The following is a 14,372-nucleotide window of genomic DNA, read 5'->3' as shown; positions in this document are numbered from 1 at the left end:
GAAGGGCTTAGGTCTAGTGTCGCACCCGACTGGAAGGTGACCTAGGCGTGTCCGGGATAATCCCGTTCGAAACGGGTTTCGATCTCTTCGGCGTCGATTTCGATCAACACCGGGCGGCCGTGCGGACAGGCATACGGGTTCTCGCAGTCGGCGAGCGCCTCCAGCAGTGAGACGATCGAGCCGTCTGTCATCGAGGTGTTGGCCGTCACTGATGGATAGCAGGCCAGATCGGCCAGCAGTTCGTCGGCGACTGCCTCGACCGTCCCGGCGGCGTCGCTGTCGCGCTCGACGAACGACGAGAGGACGTCACGGACGAGTTCGGGGCCGCCGGCCTCGGCGATCAGCGACGGGACCGTCCGCACCTCGATGGTCCGGCCGTCGATCCGCTCGGCCTGAAATCCCAGGCGTGACAGCGCCTCGGTGAACTGCTCGAACAGCGCCGACTCCCGGGCGGTCAGCTCGATCTCGACGGCGTCTGCAAGCACCTGTGTCGTCGTCTCCCCGAGGAACTGTTCGCGAAGTCGCTCGTAGTTGATCCGTTCGTCCGCCGCGTGCTGGTCGACCAGCACCAGTCCGTCGCCGGTCTCGGCGACTACGTAGCTGTCCTGGATCTGTCCGAGCACGCGCATCGACGGCAGCGAGTCGAACGACTGTACCGCGGGATCGTCGTCGCCGAACCGCTGTTGTTCCGTCGCCGTCACCGACGGTGTCGAATCCGTCGTTTCTGCTTGCCCGGACGTCGCGTTCGTCGTCTCTGTACCTCCGGGCGCCGCGTCCGTCGTCTCCGGATAGCTGTCCTCAGCGGTGCCCGAGTAGTTACCCTCGAAAGCGTCCGAGTAGCTGCCTTCGGAGGCGCCCGCACGCCGCTCCTCGGGAGTTCCCGGGCGACTGTCGCCAGGGGACTTCGATCGATCGCTCTCGGTGACGCCCGGCTTGCCACTCGATGCGGCTTCGCCGGTCCGACTGTCCGATCCCGACGCGCTCGACTCCCGGTCCGTGTCGGGTCGATCACTGTCGTCTGCTGCAGGTGACGCCGATCCGTCTGATGCCGGCGTTCCGGGCGTCTCTGGCGCTCCGGCCGGGCCGTTTTCGGGACGACTCCCAGCCGACGCGTCGGTGCTGGCCACGGTCGAGTCGCCCTCGACGACGTCGCCCGCTTCGTTCGACCCCTCCCCAGGGGAGATTTCCGTCTGCTCGGGGGCCGATTGGCCGCGTGGCGCCCGCGATCGGAGGGCACCTTCACGCCGGAGCGCGTCCTCGACGGCGGCGGTGATCTGCTCGCGAACGCCCTCGCTGTTCGCGAACCTGACGTCCATCTTCCGGGGGTGGACGTTGACGTCGACCAGTGCGGGGTCGACCTCGACGAACAGGACGGCGAAGGGATACCGGTCGCTCGCGAGTTGCCCCTCGTAGGCCTCCAGCACGGCCTCGCGGACGGCGTCGGCGGTGACGAACCGTCCGTTGACGTACGTCGAGAGGTACTCCCGGCTTGCGCGGTTGGTCTCGGGATGGCTGACCAGCCCCGAGACACCTTCCAGGGGCCCCTCGGGGAGTTTCCCGTCGTCGATCTCGATCATCGCCTGCGCGACCTCGCGTCCGTAGACATCGAGGACCGTCTCCGTGAGGTTCCCCCGTCCGGTCGTCGAGAAGACCTCTCGACCGTCGTGTTCCAACGTCACGGCGACGTCGGGATTGGCCAGCGCGTACGCGGTGACGACGCTGTTGACGTGGGCGAACTCCGTAGCGTCCTGTGCGAGGTACTTCCGGCGGGCGGGCACGTTGTAGAACAGGTCCTCGACTTCGACGGTCGTCCCGACCGGACACCCGGCCGGCTGGACGGTTCCAGCGTCGCCACCTTCGACGGTTATCTCCGCGCCACGGTCAGCGCGTTCGTCTCGCGGCCGGGAGGTGATCGTCGTGCGAGAGACTGCACCGATCGCGTGCAGGGCCTCGCCGCGGAAGCCGAGCGTCGCGAGACCCCCCTCCAGGTCGTCGATGTCGCGGATCTTCGAAGTCGTGTGCTGTCTGACCGCCTGCCGGAGCGCGTCTTCGTCCATGCCGACGCCGTCGTCACTGACGCGGATCGACTCGGTGCCGCCGCTCGCGACGGCGACGCGGATCCGCGAGGCGTCGGCGTCGAGACTGTTCTCGACCAGCTCCTTGACGACCGAGGCGGGTCGCTCGACGACCTCGCCGGCGGCGATCCGTTCGACGGTGGTCGGATCCAATTCCCGGATCTCCTGGGGCATTCGTGGACTCGTTGGGAAGCGACGCTCTTGATACTGCCGGCTGTGCGTTCGGGGGTGCCGAGACCGGCAAGTTGTCCGCCGTGACCGTCTCGGTCACTCCGCAGCGACCGCGCCCGGAGACGTCACGACGCCTTCGACCACGATCCGGACGCCTTCGTCGTAGCCGGAATCGAAGACGGGTTCCCAGCCGTGAGCGCGGGCGAGCGCCCGGAGGCTCGGCAACGCCATCCCGGCCTCGGCAGTCGGGACCGACTCCTCGAACTCGAAGAACGTCTCCGCGCTGGTCCCCACTGGACGGTCACCGTCAGTCTCGAACACCAGCCCGTTACCATCGAGCGCGAGCGTGACCGACGATCCCTCGACGGCGTCGGCGAAGAGGAACGCGCGGTAGAGCAACTCCTCGAACCGACTCTCGTCGGCCTCGAGGGCGCCGTCCCCCTCTAGCTGTAGTTCGAGTCCGTCAGGATCGGCTCGTCGCCAGGCTGCCTCGGCGGTCTCGCGAAACGGCACTCGCTGGGTCCCTTCGACTGTCTGGCTGTACTCGGCCAGCATCGACAGATCGTCGACAATCTCGCGCATCCGCTTGGTCGTCGCAGACGCTGTCGAGAGCGCGCGGGCTGCCGTCTCCGGGTCGCGTTCGACGTACTGTTCGGCGGCCTCGATATTCCCGGCGACGATCTGGAGTGTGTTGCGCAACTCGTGGCGGATACCGACGGATAGATCCTCCAGTTGATCGTTGTGGCGTTTCAGCTCACGGCGCTGGCGCTCGATCCGGGTGACGTCGGTCAACACGATCATCCGTCCGTACCCGGTCTGGCCGAGCGAGAAGTCGCTTTCAGTCACCAGGAAATGACGCGTTTCGGCATCGATCCGAATATCGAGAACAGTCCGCCCCGCGCCGAGTGCGTCCGCAAGCGGTTCCACATGTTCGACTGATTCACCCCGCATTCCGTCTAGCCCGGGGACGATCCGTGTGGCGGCATCGTTGTAGTCCCGAATCCGATCGTTGTCGTCGAGAAAGACGACCGCGTCGTCGACGTCGGCCGAGAAGTGGACGGCCAGGAACCGCTCCTGGTAGAGAAAGAGCGCGCCGAGCGCAAACGCGGCGACGCCGAAAGGCGCGTGGATGATGTTGACGAGTTGCGGGATCGAGTACGCCGCGATGTCGAGGACGACCGGCACTGCCGTCAGCGACGCGAGTGCGGCGACGATCCGGGTGCCGTGATCGGACTCGGCGAACTGCTCGAAGAGCATGAACAGCCCGATCGAGGCCAGCGCGTAGGACAGCCCCGTCACCGTCCAGTGGACGACCCCCTGCTGGATCACTAGGTGCGTGAACCCGTCCTCGACGAGCGTAGCCTCGTAGTACTGGGAGTGCAGCGGGTTCGTGAGCTTGACGGCGACGACGAGCAGGTACGTCGCGATGCCGGCACGCCGGAACGTCGACTCCCGGTGATAGGTTCGCCCGGTGTATGCCGACGTGAAGTACAGCCACGCCCAGACCGTCGAGAAGCCGAAGACGAGCCCGACCAGGTAGGCTGCGTTCTTCAGTTGAAAGCCGGGGAGCAGGAGCACTGCGGTGTGTGCGCCGGCCCACGCGCCGCTCCCTGTGAGCAGCCCAATCAGTCCGATCCGTGTATCGCGATCCTCGATTCGTTTGGCACGGGCGAGGCTGGCAAAACAGGTCAGCGACGTGAATGCAAACGCGACGATGTAGACGAGATTCGACAACGCAGTCACGGGCGTACAGTGTGGCGGCCTGGATAAATATAATTCCCTGGACGGGGGCGACATCCCCCGCATTTGATAGTGATCGGGAGCGATAGCGGGGACGATGAGCTCCGAGCAGTATCCCGACGAAGTCGAGATCGTCGAGACGAACTTCAAGACCGACCAGCAGTCGGACGCAGCCGAGAAGATCGCCGAGGAGTGGCCGGTCGACCTCGACCGCCTCGCCGAAGAGGGACAGCACGTCAAGATGTTCTACAAGCAGGTCCTCGAACAGTTCCTCGGTCCGGCAGACGCGGACGCGACCTTCGCGGAGATCAAAGACGAGTACGGCAGTCTCGAACAGTGGGCCGAGAACGGCGATCCCGAGCCCGAAGCAGAAGACGTGGACGTCCCGGACGTCGACGACATCGACCCGGGGGTCGGAGGCGACGGCTCGACGCCGGCGGACGCGACCACGGAGTCGGACGACGCCGGGCCGGAGTCGAGCGTCGATGCATCGCCCGAATCCACTGGCGGGAAGGCGGACGCGGGCGACCTTGCAGATATCGACGCGAGCGATCTCTCGGCAGCGAGTGGGGGCGACGTCGACGCGAAGCGCCGCGCGTGGTTCCGGGCCGGTTTCCGTGAAGGTATCGAGTTCGCTCTCGAAAACCCGGACCTGTTCGAGTCAGAGTGACGATCGTTTAAGTGCTTCTCGTCGCAATGGCTGATAGTGAGCCTTCACCGGGACGTCGTAGACGGTGAGCGACGGCAGTGTCGCGAACGCCAGCAAAGCCGTAGTCGCGAACGCTGACAGTCTTAATATTCGAGAAAGTAGCTACGCGACGGGAGTGCTCGGCTGGACCCCTATTCGATGTCGGCCCCGGGAGCGTTCTTCTTGACGCTCTCGATGGCGTCGTGGACCTTGTTGCGCTCCGCGTAGCCCTCGCCGCTGTCGGCGATGACGTTCCCGTTGCGGTGGCGCAGCCGCCAGCGCCATTCCTCTCCCTCATCCTCGAAGACCTCGAACGCCGCGAGCCCGACATCGAGCGCGTCTGCCTCGGGCGCGAGACGCTGGACGCGCTCGACTGCCTCTTCGGCGTCCGATCTGGAGCTGTATCCCTCGCCGCTCGTGGCGACGATCTCACCGTTTGCGGCCCGCCAGCGCCAGCGGGTTTCGCCGCGGTTGTCCTCGTAGGTCTCGAACCGGTCGTCCGAGACGTCCTCTCGCAACGAGTCGACAGCCCGTTTGGCGTCTCGCCGGCGGGTGTACCCTTCGCTAGCCGCCGCGAGGATGTTCCCGTTGCGATGGAGCAGGCGGAACCGCCACTCGCCAGCACTGTCGCGGTAGATCTCGAACGACGCCGGATCGAACTGCAGGTAACTGGCCGGGCCAGCGTTCCCTTTGACGCTGTCGATCCCCTGTCGCGCTTTCTGTTTGCTGGAGTAGCCTTCACCGCTGTCGGCGATGACGTTGCCGTTGTCGTGGACCAGCCGCCAGCGCCACTGTCCGGCGCTGTCCTCGTACAACTCGAACGTCGCCCGGCTCTCGTCGTTCATGTCTGGAATGAGCGGGGCCGCTTCGAGCGCATCCTCGGGCTCTTCCTGTGGTTCGGGGACGATCTCCAGCAGCGTCGCGCCGAGGGCGTTACGTCTAACGCTCGCCATCCCCTTTTTCGCGTTGTGCTTGCGGGTGTAACTCTCGCCGCTGTCGGCGATGACGTTCCCGTTGCGGTGGCGCAGCCGCCAGCGCCACTGCGCTGCCCGGTCCTCGTATAGCTCGAACTGTGCCTGACTGGTGTGTAGCGAATCGACGAGTCCTTCGAGTTCTTCGAGGTCGGAGGTCAGCTCCGACTGGATGGTTTCGCGCTCCTGTCGTGTCGCCTCCAACTCGGCTTCAAGTTCCGAGGTGCGTTGTTCGCTGGTTTCGAGCGCTTCGCGAGTCGCCCCGCCGATGACCGAACCGGCGACGCCGGCCAGCGTGATGATCGCCAGCCCGGCGGCATACAGAAAGATCACTGGCTGGTTGCCGGTGAGCGTCGGCCAGTCGGTCGGGAAGACGACGGTGAACCAGGCGACGGCAGCGAAACAGACCGCCTGGCCGAGATACGCCGCGTAGGTCGCCCACGACTGCAGTGGGAGCCGAATCACTGGTCCGGCGACGAGCATCGACAGCCCGACCGCCAGTAGCATGATACTTCCCTCACGGAGCGTGAACCCGTCGGCTCCGACCGCAGACTCGCTGAGGAAAAACAGGACGAGCCCGGCGACCCCGAGGAGCAAGCCGATCAGGAACACCCAGTAGCCGCGAACCTCGTCGTCGGTGTCCGGCTCGCCGACCCGATTTCGATAGAAGCTGTACAACGGACCTTGAGAGGTATTCGTTCCCATACTACTGAAGATATCTCAGGCTAACCTAATAAAAGATTCCACAGGTCGTGAATCGATCGGAGTCCGTCGCTGAGCTCCTCTTTTTGCCGGTCTGTAGAGATAGATGTCAGCTTTCGCCGTCAAGCGTGACTGCCTCGTGAGCGGCGTTCCGAAGCGCGTCGGAGCGGCCGTACGTGCCGGGTGCGATCGCGACCGTCCGGAGCCCCTCGCGTGCGGCGAGTTCCAGCACCGGTTTGAAGTCGGTGTCGCGGGAGGCGATCGCCAGCACGTCGGCGTCACCGCGGGCGGCGATGGCTGCCGCGTCGACGGCAAGTTTGACGTCGACGTCGCCGCTGGTCGTGACGACCTCGAACCCGCGGGCCTCGGCCGCCTGGATCAGTCCGGGGGTCGCGTGTTCGTCGAGATATAGTCGCGTCCTCACGAGTCGGCCACGTGCGCTCGCGACGTCCCGGAGGTCGTCCAGGTCGACGTCGAACTCCTCGCGGAGAACGTTCGGCCCGTCGACGAGCAGTGCGACCCGCGACGTGCCCGCGGACGAGCCGAACAGCCGATCGAACAGTCCCATACGCGTCGGTATCTCCCAGTGGGTATGGATGTTGCGACAGCGATCGACGCTCCGCTCGTCGTCGCGGTCCTGCTCCCGTCTGCGAGATAGTGTAGCACGACCCGTGCTCGCTCCGATTGGTGTAATTTATAAACCCGCAAGCCATCGTTCCCGATGTCGAACGCTCGGTTGGTGTAGTCCGGCCAATCATCTTGGCCTTTCGAGCCGAGGACCAGGGTTCAAATCCCTGACCGAGCATTCTGTCGCTCGCAAACTCGCGAGCGACTGCTGCGAGCCAGGATGTGAACCACGGCAGACGCGCGCAACACCGTGAGCACGTCTGGCATCGGGTCCAAATCTACGACCGTGTGCATTGCTGCGAAGAAAACCGGAAACGACGAGCTACCGGATCGCCCGCGTCGCGTCGTCCATGATCTCGATCGCGTCTTTCAGCTCTTCGATCCCGGTCGCGTACGAGATCCGGGCGTACCCCTCGCCGTGCTGGCCGAAGGCGTCGCCGGGCACGACCACGACACCGCGGTCGAGCACTTCCTCGACCCAGCCGTCGGGTACCTTCGGCATCGCGTAGAACGCGCCCTTCGGGGTCGGATACGTCAGTCCCATGTCGTCGAAGCCGTCGAGCAGGACGTCTCGCCGCCGCTGGAAGGCGGTGACCATCTCCCCGACGGCGTCCTGTGGACCCGACAGTGCGGCCTCGGCGGCGTACTGGGCGGGTGCGCTGGCACAGGCCTGGATGTACTGGTGGACGCGCAACATCCGCTCGATCCGGTCGGTCGGACCGGTGACCCAGCCGAGCCGCCACCCGGTCATCGAGTAGGTCTTCGAGCAGGCGTTGATCAGGACGACGTTGCCCTCCTCTGAGAACTCCAGCGGCGAGCGGTGCTCGCCCTCGAAGACGATGTGTTCGTACACCTCGTCGGTGATACAGAGCACGTCGTGTTCGTCGGCGATCCGGGCGAACTCCCGCATGTCCGCGGGCGACTGGGCTGCACCCGTCGGATTGGCGGGGCTGTTGACCACGAACGCGGCGGTGTCGTCGGTGATCGCCTCCTCGACCGTTTCGGGATCGAGCGTCAGATCCTCCCGTAGCGGGACGGGCCTGGGGGTGCCGTCGGCGAGGCGGGTCAGCGCGTCGTAGGAGACGAAGCCCGGGTCCGGGAAGATCACTTCCTCGCCCGCGTCGACGTGTGCCTCCAGGGCGAGGTGCAGCGCCTCGCTGCCGCCCGCTGTCGCGATGACGTCCTCGGGATCGACGTCGAGGTCGTTGTCCCGGGCGTGTTTCGCGCTGATCGCCTCCCGGAGTTCGCGGGTCCCCTTGTTCGAGGTGTAGCCGTCGGCGTCGCCGGCCCGGATCGCTTCGATGGCGGCCTGGCGGGCGTGCTCGGGCGTCGGAAAGTCCGGCTGTCCGAGTCCGAGGTTGATCGCGTCCTCGCCCGCGGCCTCGAACACCTCGCGGATCCCCGAGATCGACACCTGTTCGACTCGCCGTGAGAAGTCGGTCATACCTGCCTTCGAGGGCGGGAGGGCGATAACTGTTGATGATCGCGACTACGAGAACTCCCGTTCCGGTTCCCGATCGCCCGCCGGGTCTTCGCGGCTTGACGCGGCGCGGGATCGGTCCTCGATGTCTTCGAGCGTCTCCGTTTCGAGCAGCCGCTCGACCTTGCGTTCGAACTGCTCGTCGGTGAGTTCACCGCGGGCGTATCGTTCGCGCAGCGTCTCCAGGGCGTCGAGCTGGTCGTCGGTGTGCTCTTTCGCTTTCGTGCTCTCGACACTGTCCTCATCGTCCCACCACTCGGCGACGTCGTCCTCGTCGCCGAACAGGAGCGCCGTCAGCGGGACGATCACGATGTACCCGAACAACATGAACGGGAGCCACCACCCCTGTCCAGTGAACATCGCGGCGAGCCAGATCCCGGTGACGAGTACGGAGACGATCCCGGTGAGGTTCTCACGAGCCCGTTCCAGCGGGGATCTCTCATTCATGGGCAGCGATTCGACCACTATCGACAAAAACCCACAGTTCGTCTTCGATCCTGTCGACGGCACCAGGACGACTCTCGACGCCTCCAGCAGAAACCTACAGCTCCTCTTCGATGACGCCACGCAACTCGGCCACGTCGGCCGCGTCGGCGGCCAGCGACGCTTCGCCGGCCGCGATCGAGAGCGTGCCGTCGGACGTCGCCTCTCCCAGCTCCTGGACGGGGGCGACGCCGTCGAACGCCTCGCGTACGGCCTCGGGGTCGGTCGTTTCGACGACGACCCGGCCGGGCTGTTCGTCGAACAGGGCGATCGGACTCTCGACGGTCACGTCCACCCCGGCGTCGTCGGAGACCATCTCCGCGAGCGTGACCGCCAGGCCACCGTGGCTGACGTCGTGGGTCGCCAGCGTGCTCTCGAAGTCCGCGACCTTGGCGATCGTCTCGATCAACTCGGCGGGATCCGCCGGGAGTTCGGGGAAGCGATCGCTCCCGCCAAGTTGGGCGAGTAGCTCGGAACCACCGAGGGCGGGCTCGTCGTCGGTCCCGCCGACCAGAAGCAGCGTCCCGTCGCCGGATAGTGCCATCGGTGGGGCGTCGTAGCCATCTTTCGTGCCGACCATCGTCAGCGTCGGCGTCGGCGGGATCGGTCCCTCGACGGAGTCGTTGTACAGCGAGACGTTACCGCCGACGACCGGTGTCTCGAGCGTCGAACAGATGTCGGCCAGCCCGTCGACGATCGCCTTGAACCCGCCGTAGACGTCTGACTTCTCGGGGTTGCCGCCGTTGAGACAGTCAACTGCGGCCAGTGGGGTCGCACCCTTCGCGGCGATGTTGGTCGCGTTCTCCAGTCCGACCGCACGAGCGCCCTCGTAGGGTGCCGCGGCCGTCCAGTTGGGGTCCGCACCGGCCGAGATCGCCAGTCCCTGTTCTGCTTTCCGGATAGATAGAACGGCCGCGTCGTCGCCCGGCGGCGTGGCCGTCCGGACCTGCACTTCGTGGTCGTACTGGCGGTAGACCCAGCGTTTGCTCGCGGTGTTTGGTGACCCGACGACAGTCTCGAAAGCCGTTTCGAGATCGAGTTCGGGCAGGTCACGCTCGGGCTGGGCCGGCTCGACGTGATCGAGGTCGTTCATCGGTGCACCCTCGCCGAGGAATTCCGCGTCGGCCTCGACGACCGTCTCGCCCTCGAAGGTGCAGTGGTAGATCCCGTCCTCTGTCGTCTCGCCGATGAGAGAGGCTTGCAGGTCGTAGCGCTCGGCGATCTCGCTGACGCGGTCGACGTCGTCGGGCCTGACTTCGTAGACCATCCGCTCCTGAGACTCCGACAGCAGGATCTCGGTGCCGTTCATCCCGGGTTCGCGCTGATGGACCCGTTCGAGTTCGATCGCGGCTCCGAGCCCGCCTTTCGCGACCAGTTCCGAGGACGCCCCGCCCAGTCCGGCCGCGCCGAGGTCGCGGGCCGATTCGATCAGGTCCTCGTCAATCAGTTGCTCGTTGCACTCGATCAGGAGCTTCTCGCTGTAGGGATCGCCGACCTGGACCGCGGGGCGGTCCTCGGTCTCGGCGTCCTCGGCGAGGTCTTCGCTCGCGAAGGAAGCGCCACCCATGCCGTCACGGCCGGTTTCTCGGCCCACGAGGACGAGCTTGTTGCCGGGCTCCTGTGCCTCTGCGGTGACGAGTCGGTCGGAGTCGGTCAGCCCCACGCAGGCGACGTTCACCAGGGGGTTACCCTCGTAGCCGTCGTGGAAGGCGACGCTGCCGGCGACCGTGGGGACGCCGATGCTGTTGCCGTAATGCGAGATCCCCTCGACGACCCCCTCGAAGAGATAGCGGGGGTACTCCCTCTCGAAGTCACCGAAATAGAGGCTGTCGGTCAGCGCGATCGGGTACGCACCCATCGAGAGGATGTCGCGGACGATCCCGCCGACGCCCGTGGCCGCGCCGTCGAAGGGATCGACGTAGCTGGGGTGGTTGTGACTCTCGATCCCCATGGCGATGTAGGTGTCTTCGCCGTCCTCGGACGGGATCGCGACCACGCCAGCGTCGTCGCCGGGCGGGACGATAACGTTCTCGCCGTCGGTCTCGAACGCGCCCAACAGCGGGCGCGAAGAGCGATACGCGCAGTGCTCGCTCCAGAGGTTCTCGAAGAGGGCTTGCTCCGCCTGGGTGGGCTCGCGACCGAGATGGTCGGTCACGAGTTCGCGATCCGGGTCGCTGAGACTCATTACCGGACCCTCGCGCGGGCCGACCAAAAGCGCTTTCTATCCCGTGAAGCTCTCGAACCGAGCCGATCTGCCGGTCGGCGCCCCCACGTCTGCTCTCGGTCGACATCTCTGAGGCGGCTTCGGACACTCGACGTGCGGCTCCGGGACGTATTTATGGCGTTCGAAGTCGTCGATCCGAATATGGAACTCACGTTGCGGTTTTTCGCCAGTTTCCGCGAAGTGGTGGGTCAGAAGACGATCGTCAGGGAGTACGACGACGTCTCGACCGTTGGCGACGTGCTCGAAGCGCTCACCGCCGAGTATCCCGGGCTCGAACTCCACGGCGAGGACGGGTCGCTCCGGGAGTACATCACTGTCATGCGAAACGGGAGAGACGTGGCCCACATCGACGGACTCGACACGGAGCTGTCGGGTGGCGAGACGCTCAGTCTGTTTCCGCCGGTCGCTGGTGGGTAGTCAGAGAGTTACGTCGGCTCGAACGGCTGGCGAAGCTATTTGAATTAGCCGTCTGTACGTCGGTTATGGACACTGTTTCACTCGGCGTCCCGCAGCCGATTCTCGACGCCCTGCCGGAGGAGGGTATCGACGCCGGACCGGACATGCAACGCGTCGTCGCGTCCTGGCAAGAGCGCATCAACGAAGCCATCGAGACGGCGGAGTCTGACCGCGACGCCGCCGGGGCGGTCGCGGACGCCGTCGAAGTCCTCGAAGACCGCCACGAACGCTACGACGAGCACGTCGTCGAACTGCGCGCGTGGGGCCAGTCGCCCATCTACGCGATCGCGTGGCGCAACCTCTATGCGGACCTCATCGCCCAACTGTACGACCACGACGACCTCGCCGAGCACATGAGCCGGGAGCGCAACGCGAGGATCGTCGAAGACGGGATCCGGTTCGGCGAGTGAATACGGAATGGAACGAATCGAACGGTCCTTTCGCGGCATATCCGCCCGGTTAGCACGCCATTATCTCTCGGAACTCGGTGACGAGATCATCGACGAGACGACCGTCGAGGGGCCGGACTGGACGGCGACGCTCTCGACTGAGACCGTCGAGATCGGCCCGTCGATCGAACTCACAGAGGTAACTGTCGTCGTCGAAGGGGACGAAGAAGCCGTCCCGCCGCTCGTCGAGTCGTTCGCGCAGAAGGCGATGCGGGCCGGCGGGTGAGACGGACGAAGGACTGCAGACGTCCTGGAGCTACGATCAGTCGTCAGCCGACGCGCCGGCGGAGACGCCGGTTCCGGGACCGATCGCGATGTCGAGCTCGTCGAGGCGCTCGTCGGGAACGACACCGTCGACCCACTGGCGTGCCTCGTAGTACTCCTCTTTGAGCTGATCGAGTTCCGCGAGCTGGCCCTCCGCGGCTCCCATGCCGGGAATGGCGTCTTCGCTGCCCTCGACGAACCGGTCCGGCAGCGAGTCGTCGTCGCCGTCGAAGCCGACCAGGTTGTTGTAGTACCGTTCCAGCGTGTAGATGCGCTTGCCGGCCTCGATGAGATCCTCCTCGCTCACGTCACGGCCAGTCATGCCGTTGTACTGCAGTACGTACTCCTCGATGCCCTCCGCGAAGGCGTTGAACTTGCAGATGTCGAACGAATCGGAGATGGCGTGCAGGTCCTGGAACGTCACCTGCAGTTCGCCCTTGCCTTCCGGATCGGCCGGGTCGACGGCCTCGGGGATGCCCAGGATCTCCGCAGCCGGGGTGTACCCCCGGAGATGACAGGCACCGCGGTTGGAGGTGGCGTAGCCGATGGCCATACCCTTCATCGAACGCGGGTCGTAGGCGGGGATGGTCTGGTTTTTCACGTCCAGCCGGGAGTCCTCGGCGTCGAACCGTTCGGCCGCGCCGGCCGCGCCTTTTGCCAGCGCGTCCGCGAGCTCGCCCTCGCGCTCGGCGATCTTGCGCAGCATCTCGTACATGGCGTCGTGGTCGCCCCAGTCGATGCCCTCCTCGACCTGACCCTTTTCGGTCATCTCCATGGCCATCGCGAGCATGTTGCCCGACTCGATGGCGTCGATGCCGTACTTGTTACAGCGGTCGATCAGGACGGCCGTGACCCGGGCGTCGTCGTTCATCGAGTTCGACCCGAAGGAGAAGGCCGGCTCGTACTCCAGCGATTCCATCCGGAGCTGGTGTTCCTCGCCGCCGAGTTCGACCTCGACTTCGACTTCCTTCTTGCAGGCGACCGGGCAGGAGTGACAGGTCGGCTCGTCGACAAGGATGTTCTCCCGGACCCACTCCCCGGAGGTGTTCTCGGCGTCGATGTTCGGCTCGCTCGGGTCGTCCTCGCGTTCCGCGGACGTCGAGGTGTACCGACCGTTGCGGGTCGGCAGCCCGTCCATCTCCTCGGTGAGGTTCGTCAGGACGTTCGTCCCGTAGACCGACAGTCCGCCTTCGTTAGGCGCAGTCACGTCCGACTCCCGGATGACTTCCATCGCCCGCTTGTGGCCCTCCGAGAAGGTTTCCTTGTCGGCCGGTTTCGGCATGTCGGTGCCGGACTTGACGACGACGGCCTTGAGATTCTTCGAGCCCATGACCGCGCCCGTCCCGCCGCGACCGGACGCGCGGTCGTCCTCGTTGATGATACAGCCGAACCGGACCTCGTTCTCGCCGCCGGGGCCGATCCCCATGAAGCTCAGGTTCTTGCCGTACTCGCCGTCGAGTTCGTCCTCGATGATCTCGCGGGCCTCGTGGACGGTCTTCCCCCAGAGGTGAGAGGCGTCCCGCAACTCGATCTCGTCGTCCTCGACGTAGGCGTAAACCGGTTCGTCGGCCTGCCCTTCGAAAAGCAGGCCGTCGAAGCCGGCCCACTTGAGCCGTGCGGCCGACCAGCCGCCGTGGTGGGAGTCGGTGACCGTGTTCGTCAGCGGCGACTTGGTGACGACGGCCATCCGGCCGCTCATCGTCGTCTGCGTCCCGGTCAACGGGCCGTTCATGAACGCCAGCAGGTTCTCCGGACCGAGCGGGTCGACGTCCGGCCCCTGCTCGAAGACGTACTTGACGCCGAGACCGCGCCCCCCGATGTACTTCCTGGCGTCCTCGTCGTCGACGCCCTCGTACTGTACGTCTCCCTCGCTCAGATCGACGCGCGCGACCCGATCGCGATAACCGCCGAGTTCCGTCATGTATATCCCTCATGATTAAATAGGGCTGCCAGCGAGTTAGCTCTACGTCCGTCGATGTAATCGGCGACGATTACGTTGCAGCGACGGTATTTTCTTGAGGTCAGACCGCCAACCTCCGGGA

General features: G+C 65.5%; 12 protein-coding genes and 1 tRNA gene. 5 read left to right on the top strand and 8 right to left on the bottom strand.

Annotated elements, in window-relative coordinates; all coding sequences use genetic code 11:
• Positions 1-41 precede the first annotated feature (41 nt).
• A complete protein-coding gene (gene mutL / locus OB916_RS04400) occupies positions 42-2,249 on the bottom strand; it encodes a DNA mismatch repair endonuclease MutL (RefSeq protein ID WP_315908064.1) in 2,208 nt (735 codons plus the stop codon).
• 93 nt (positions 2,250-2,342) lie between these two features.
• Positions 2,343-3,989, bottom strand: coding sequence for a histidine kinase N-terminal 7TM domain-containing protein (locus tag OB916_RS04395; protein WP_315908063.1), 1,647 nt, complete (start codon positions 3,987-3,989; stop codon positions 2,343-2,345).
• Between the two features lie 94 nt (positions 3,990-4,083).
• Here OB916_RS04395 and OB916_RS04390 point away from each other — a divergent pair, with 94 nt between their 5' ends.
• Complete coding sequence (locus tag OB916_RS04390; RefSeq protein ID WP_315908062.1) at positions 4,084-4,656, top strand: hypothetical protein; 573 nt, start codon at positions 4,084-4,086, stop codon at positions 4,654-4,656.
• Positions 4,657-4,826: 170 nt separating this feature from the next.
• Here the strand turns inward: OB916_RS04390 and OB916_RS04385 are convergent, their stop codons facing one another.
• Both OB916_RS04385 and OB916_RS04380 read right to left on the bottom strand, forming a co-directional pair.
• Positions 4,827-6,350 carry an HVO_2922 family protein gene (locus OB916_RS04385; RefSeq protein ID WP_315908061.1) on the bottom strand — a complete coding sequence of 508 codons (1,524 nt, stop codon included), beginning with the start codon at positions 6,348-6,350 and terminating at the stop codon, positions 4,827-4,829.
• Between the two features lie 106 nt (positions 6,351-6,456).
• Positions 6,457-6,915, bottom strand: coding sequence for an NYN domain-containing protein (locus OB916_RS04380; protein ID WP_315908060.1), 459 nt, complete (start codon positions 6,913-6,915; stop codon positions 6,457-6,459).
• Between the two features lie 162 nt (positions 6,916-7,077).
• Here OB916_RS04380 and OB916_RS04375 point away from each other — a divergent pair.
• Positions 7,078-7,152: transfer RNA gene (locus OB916_RS04375), tRNA-Glu, on the top strand.
• A 144-nt stretch (positions 7,153-7,296) separates the two neighbouring features.
• Here OB916_RS04375 and OB916_RS04370 read toward each other — a convergent pair.
• The 3 genes from OB916_RS04370 to purL form a co-directional block, all read right to left on the bottom strand.
• Entirely contained in the window at positions 7,297-8,418 is a 1,122-nt protein-coding gene (locus OB916_RS04370; protein ID WP_315908059.1) for a pyridoxal phosphate-dependent aminotransferase, read from the bottom strand.
• A 45-nt stretch (positions 8,419-8,463) separates the two neighbouring features.
• Entirely contained in the window at positions 8,464-8,901 is a 438-nt protein-coding gene (locus OB916_RS04365) for an SHOCT domain-containing protein (protein WP_315908058.1), read from the bottom strand.
• 94 nt (positions 8,902-8,995) lie between these two features.
• The gene (gene purL, locus OB916_RS04360) at positions 8,996-11,122 is read right to left on the bottom strand and encodes a phosphoribosylformylglycinamidine synthase subunit PurL (protein ID WP_315908057.1); all 2,127 of its coding nucleotides are present in this window, start codon (positions 11,120-11,122) and stop codon (positions 8,996-8,998) included.
• A gap of 180 nt (positions 11,123-11,302) precedes the next feature.
• Between purL and OB916_RS04355 the strand changes: the two genes are divergently transcribed.
• The 3 genes from OB916_RS04355 to OB916_RS04345 all read left to right on the top strand — a co-directional run bounded on the left by OB916_RS04355 (position 11,303) and on the right by OB916_RS04345 (position 12,292).
• Complete coding sequence (locus OB916_RS04355) at positions 11,303-11,578, top strand: ubiquitin-like small modifier protein 1 (protein WP_315908056.1); 276 nt, start codon at positions 11,303-11,305, stop codon at positions 11,576-11,578.
• 65 nt (positions 11,579-11,643) lie between these two features.
• The gene (locus OB916_RS04350) at positions 11,644-12,027 is read left to right on the top strand and encodes a hypothetical protein (protein WP_315908055.1); all 384 of its coding nucleotides are present in this window, start codon (positions 11,644-11,646) and stop codon (positions 12,025-12,027) included.
• A gap of 7 nt (positions 12,028-12,034) precedes the next feature.
• Positions 12,035-12,292 (top strand): hypothetical protein, encoded by a 258-nt coding sequence (locus OB916_RS04345; RefSeq protein WP_315908054.1) that lies wholly within the window; start codon positions 12,035-12,037, stop codon positions 12,290-12,292.
• A 36-nt stretch (positions 12,293-12,328) separates the two neighbouring features.
• On the opposite strand, the gene OB916_RS04340 is transcribed toward OB916_RS04345, so the two are convergent.
• Positions 12,329-14,251: an aldehyde ferredoxin oxidoreductase family protein gene (locus OB916_RS04340; protein WP_315908053.1), complete on the bottom strand. Its 1,923-nt coding sequence runs from the start codon at positions 14,249-14,251 to the stop codon at positions 12,329-12,331.
• Positions 14,252-14,372: the final 121 nt, after the last annotated feature.

It is taken from the genome of Halapricum hydrolyticum, assembly GCF_025517535.1.
GTDB lineage: Archaea > Halobacteriota > Halobacteria > Halobacteriales > Haloarculaceae > Halapricum > Halapricum hydrolyticum.
This window is presented reverse-complemented; position numbering and strand designations above follow the sequence as displayed.

Coding starts and splice junctions, on each gene's coding strand:
- mutL (WP_315908064.1), bottom strand. CDS start 2,249: ATGCCCCAGGAGATCCGGGAATTGGATCCGACCACCGTCGAACGGATC.
- OB916_RS04390 (WP_315908062.1), top strand. CDS start 4,084: ATGAGCTCCGAGCAGTATCCCGACGAAGTCGAGATCGTCGAGACGAAC.
- OB916_RS04385 (WP_315908061.1), bottom strand. CDS start 6,350: ATGGGAACGAATACCTCTCAAGGTCCGTTGTACAGCTTCTATCGAAAT.
- OB916_RS04380 (WP_315908060.1), bottom strand. CDS start 6,915: ATGGGACTGTTCGATCGGCTGTTCGGCTCGTCCGCGGGCACGTCGCGG.
- OB916_RS04370 (WP_315908059.1), bottom strand. CDS start 8,418: ATGACCGACTTCTCACGGCGAGTCGAACAGGTGTCGATCTCGGGGATC.
- OB916_RS04365 (WP_315908058.1), bottom strand. CDS start 8,901: ATGAATGAGAGATCCCCGCTGGAACGGGCTCGTGAGAACCTCACCGGG.
- purL (WP_315908057.1), bottom strand. CDS start 11,122: ATGAGTCTCAGCGACCCGGATCGCGAACTCGTGACCGACCATCTCGGT.
- OB916_RS04355 (WP_315908056.1), top strand. CDS start 11,303: ATGGAACTCACGTTGCGGTTTTTCGCCAGTTTCCGCGAAGTGGTGGGT.
- OB916_RS04350 (WP_315908055.1), top strand. CDS start 11,644: ATGGACACTGTTTCACTCGGCGTCCCGCAGCCGATTCTCGACGCCCTG.
- OB916_RS04345 (WP_315908054.1), top strand. CDS start 12,035: ATGGAACGAATCGAACGGTCCTTTCGCGGCATATCCGCCCGGTTAGCA.
- OB916_RS04340 (WP_315908053.1), bottom strand. CDS start 14,251: ATGACGGAACTCGGCGGTTATCGCGATCGGGTCGCGCGCGTCGATCTG.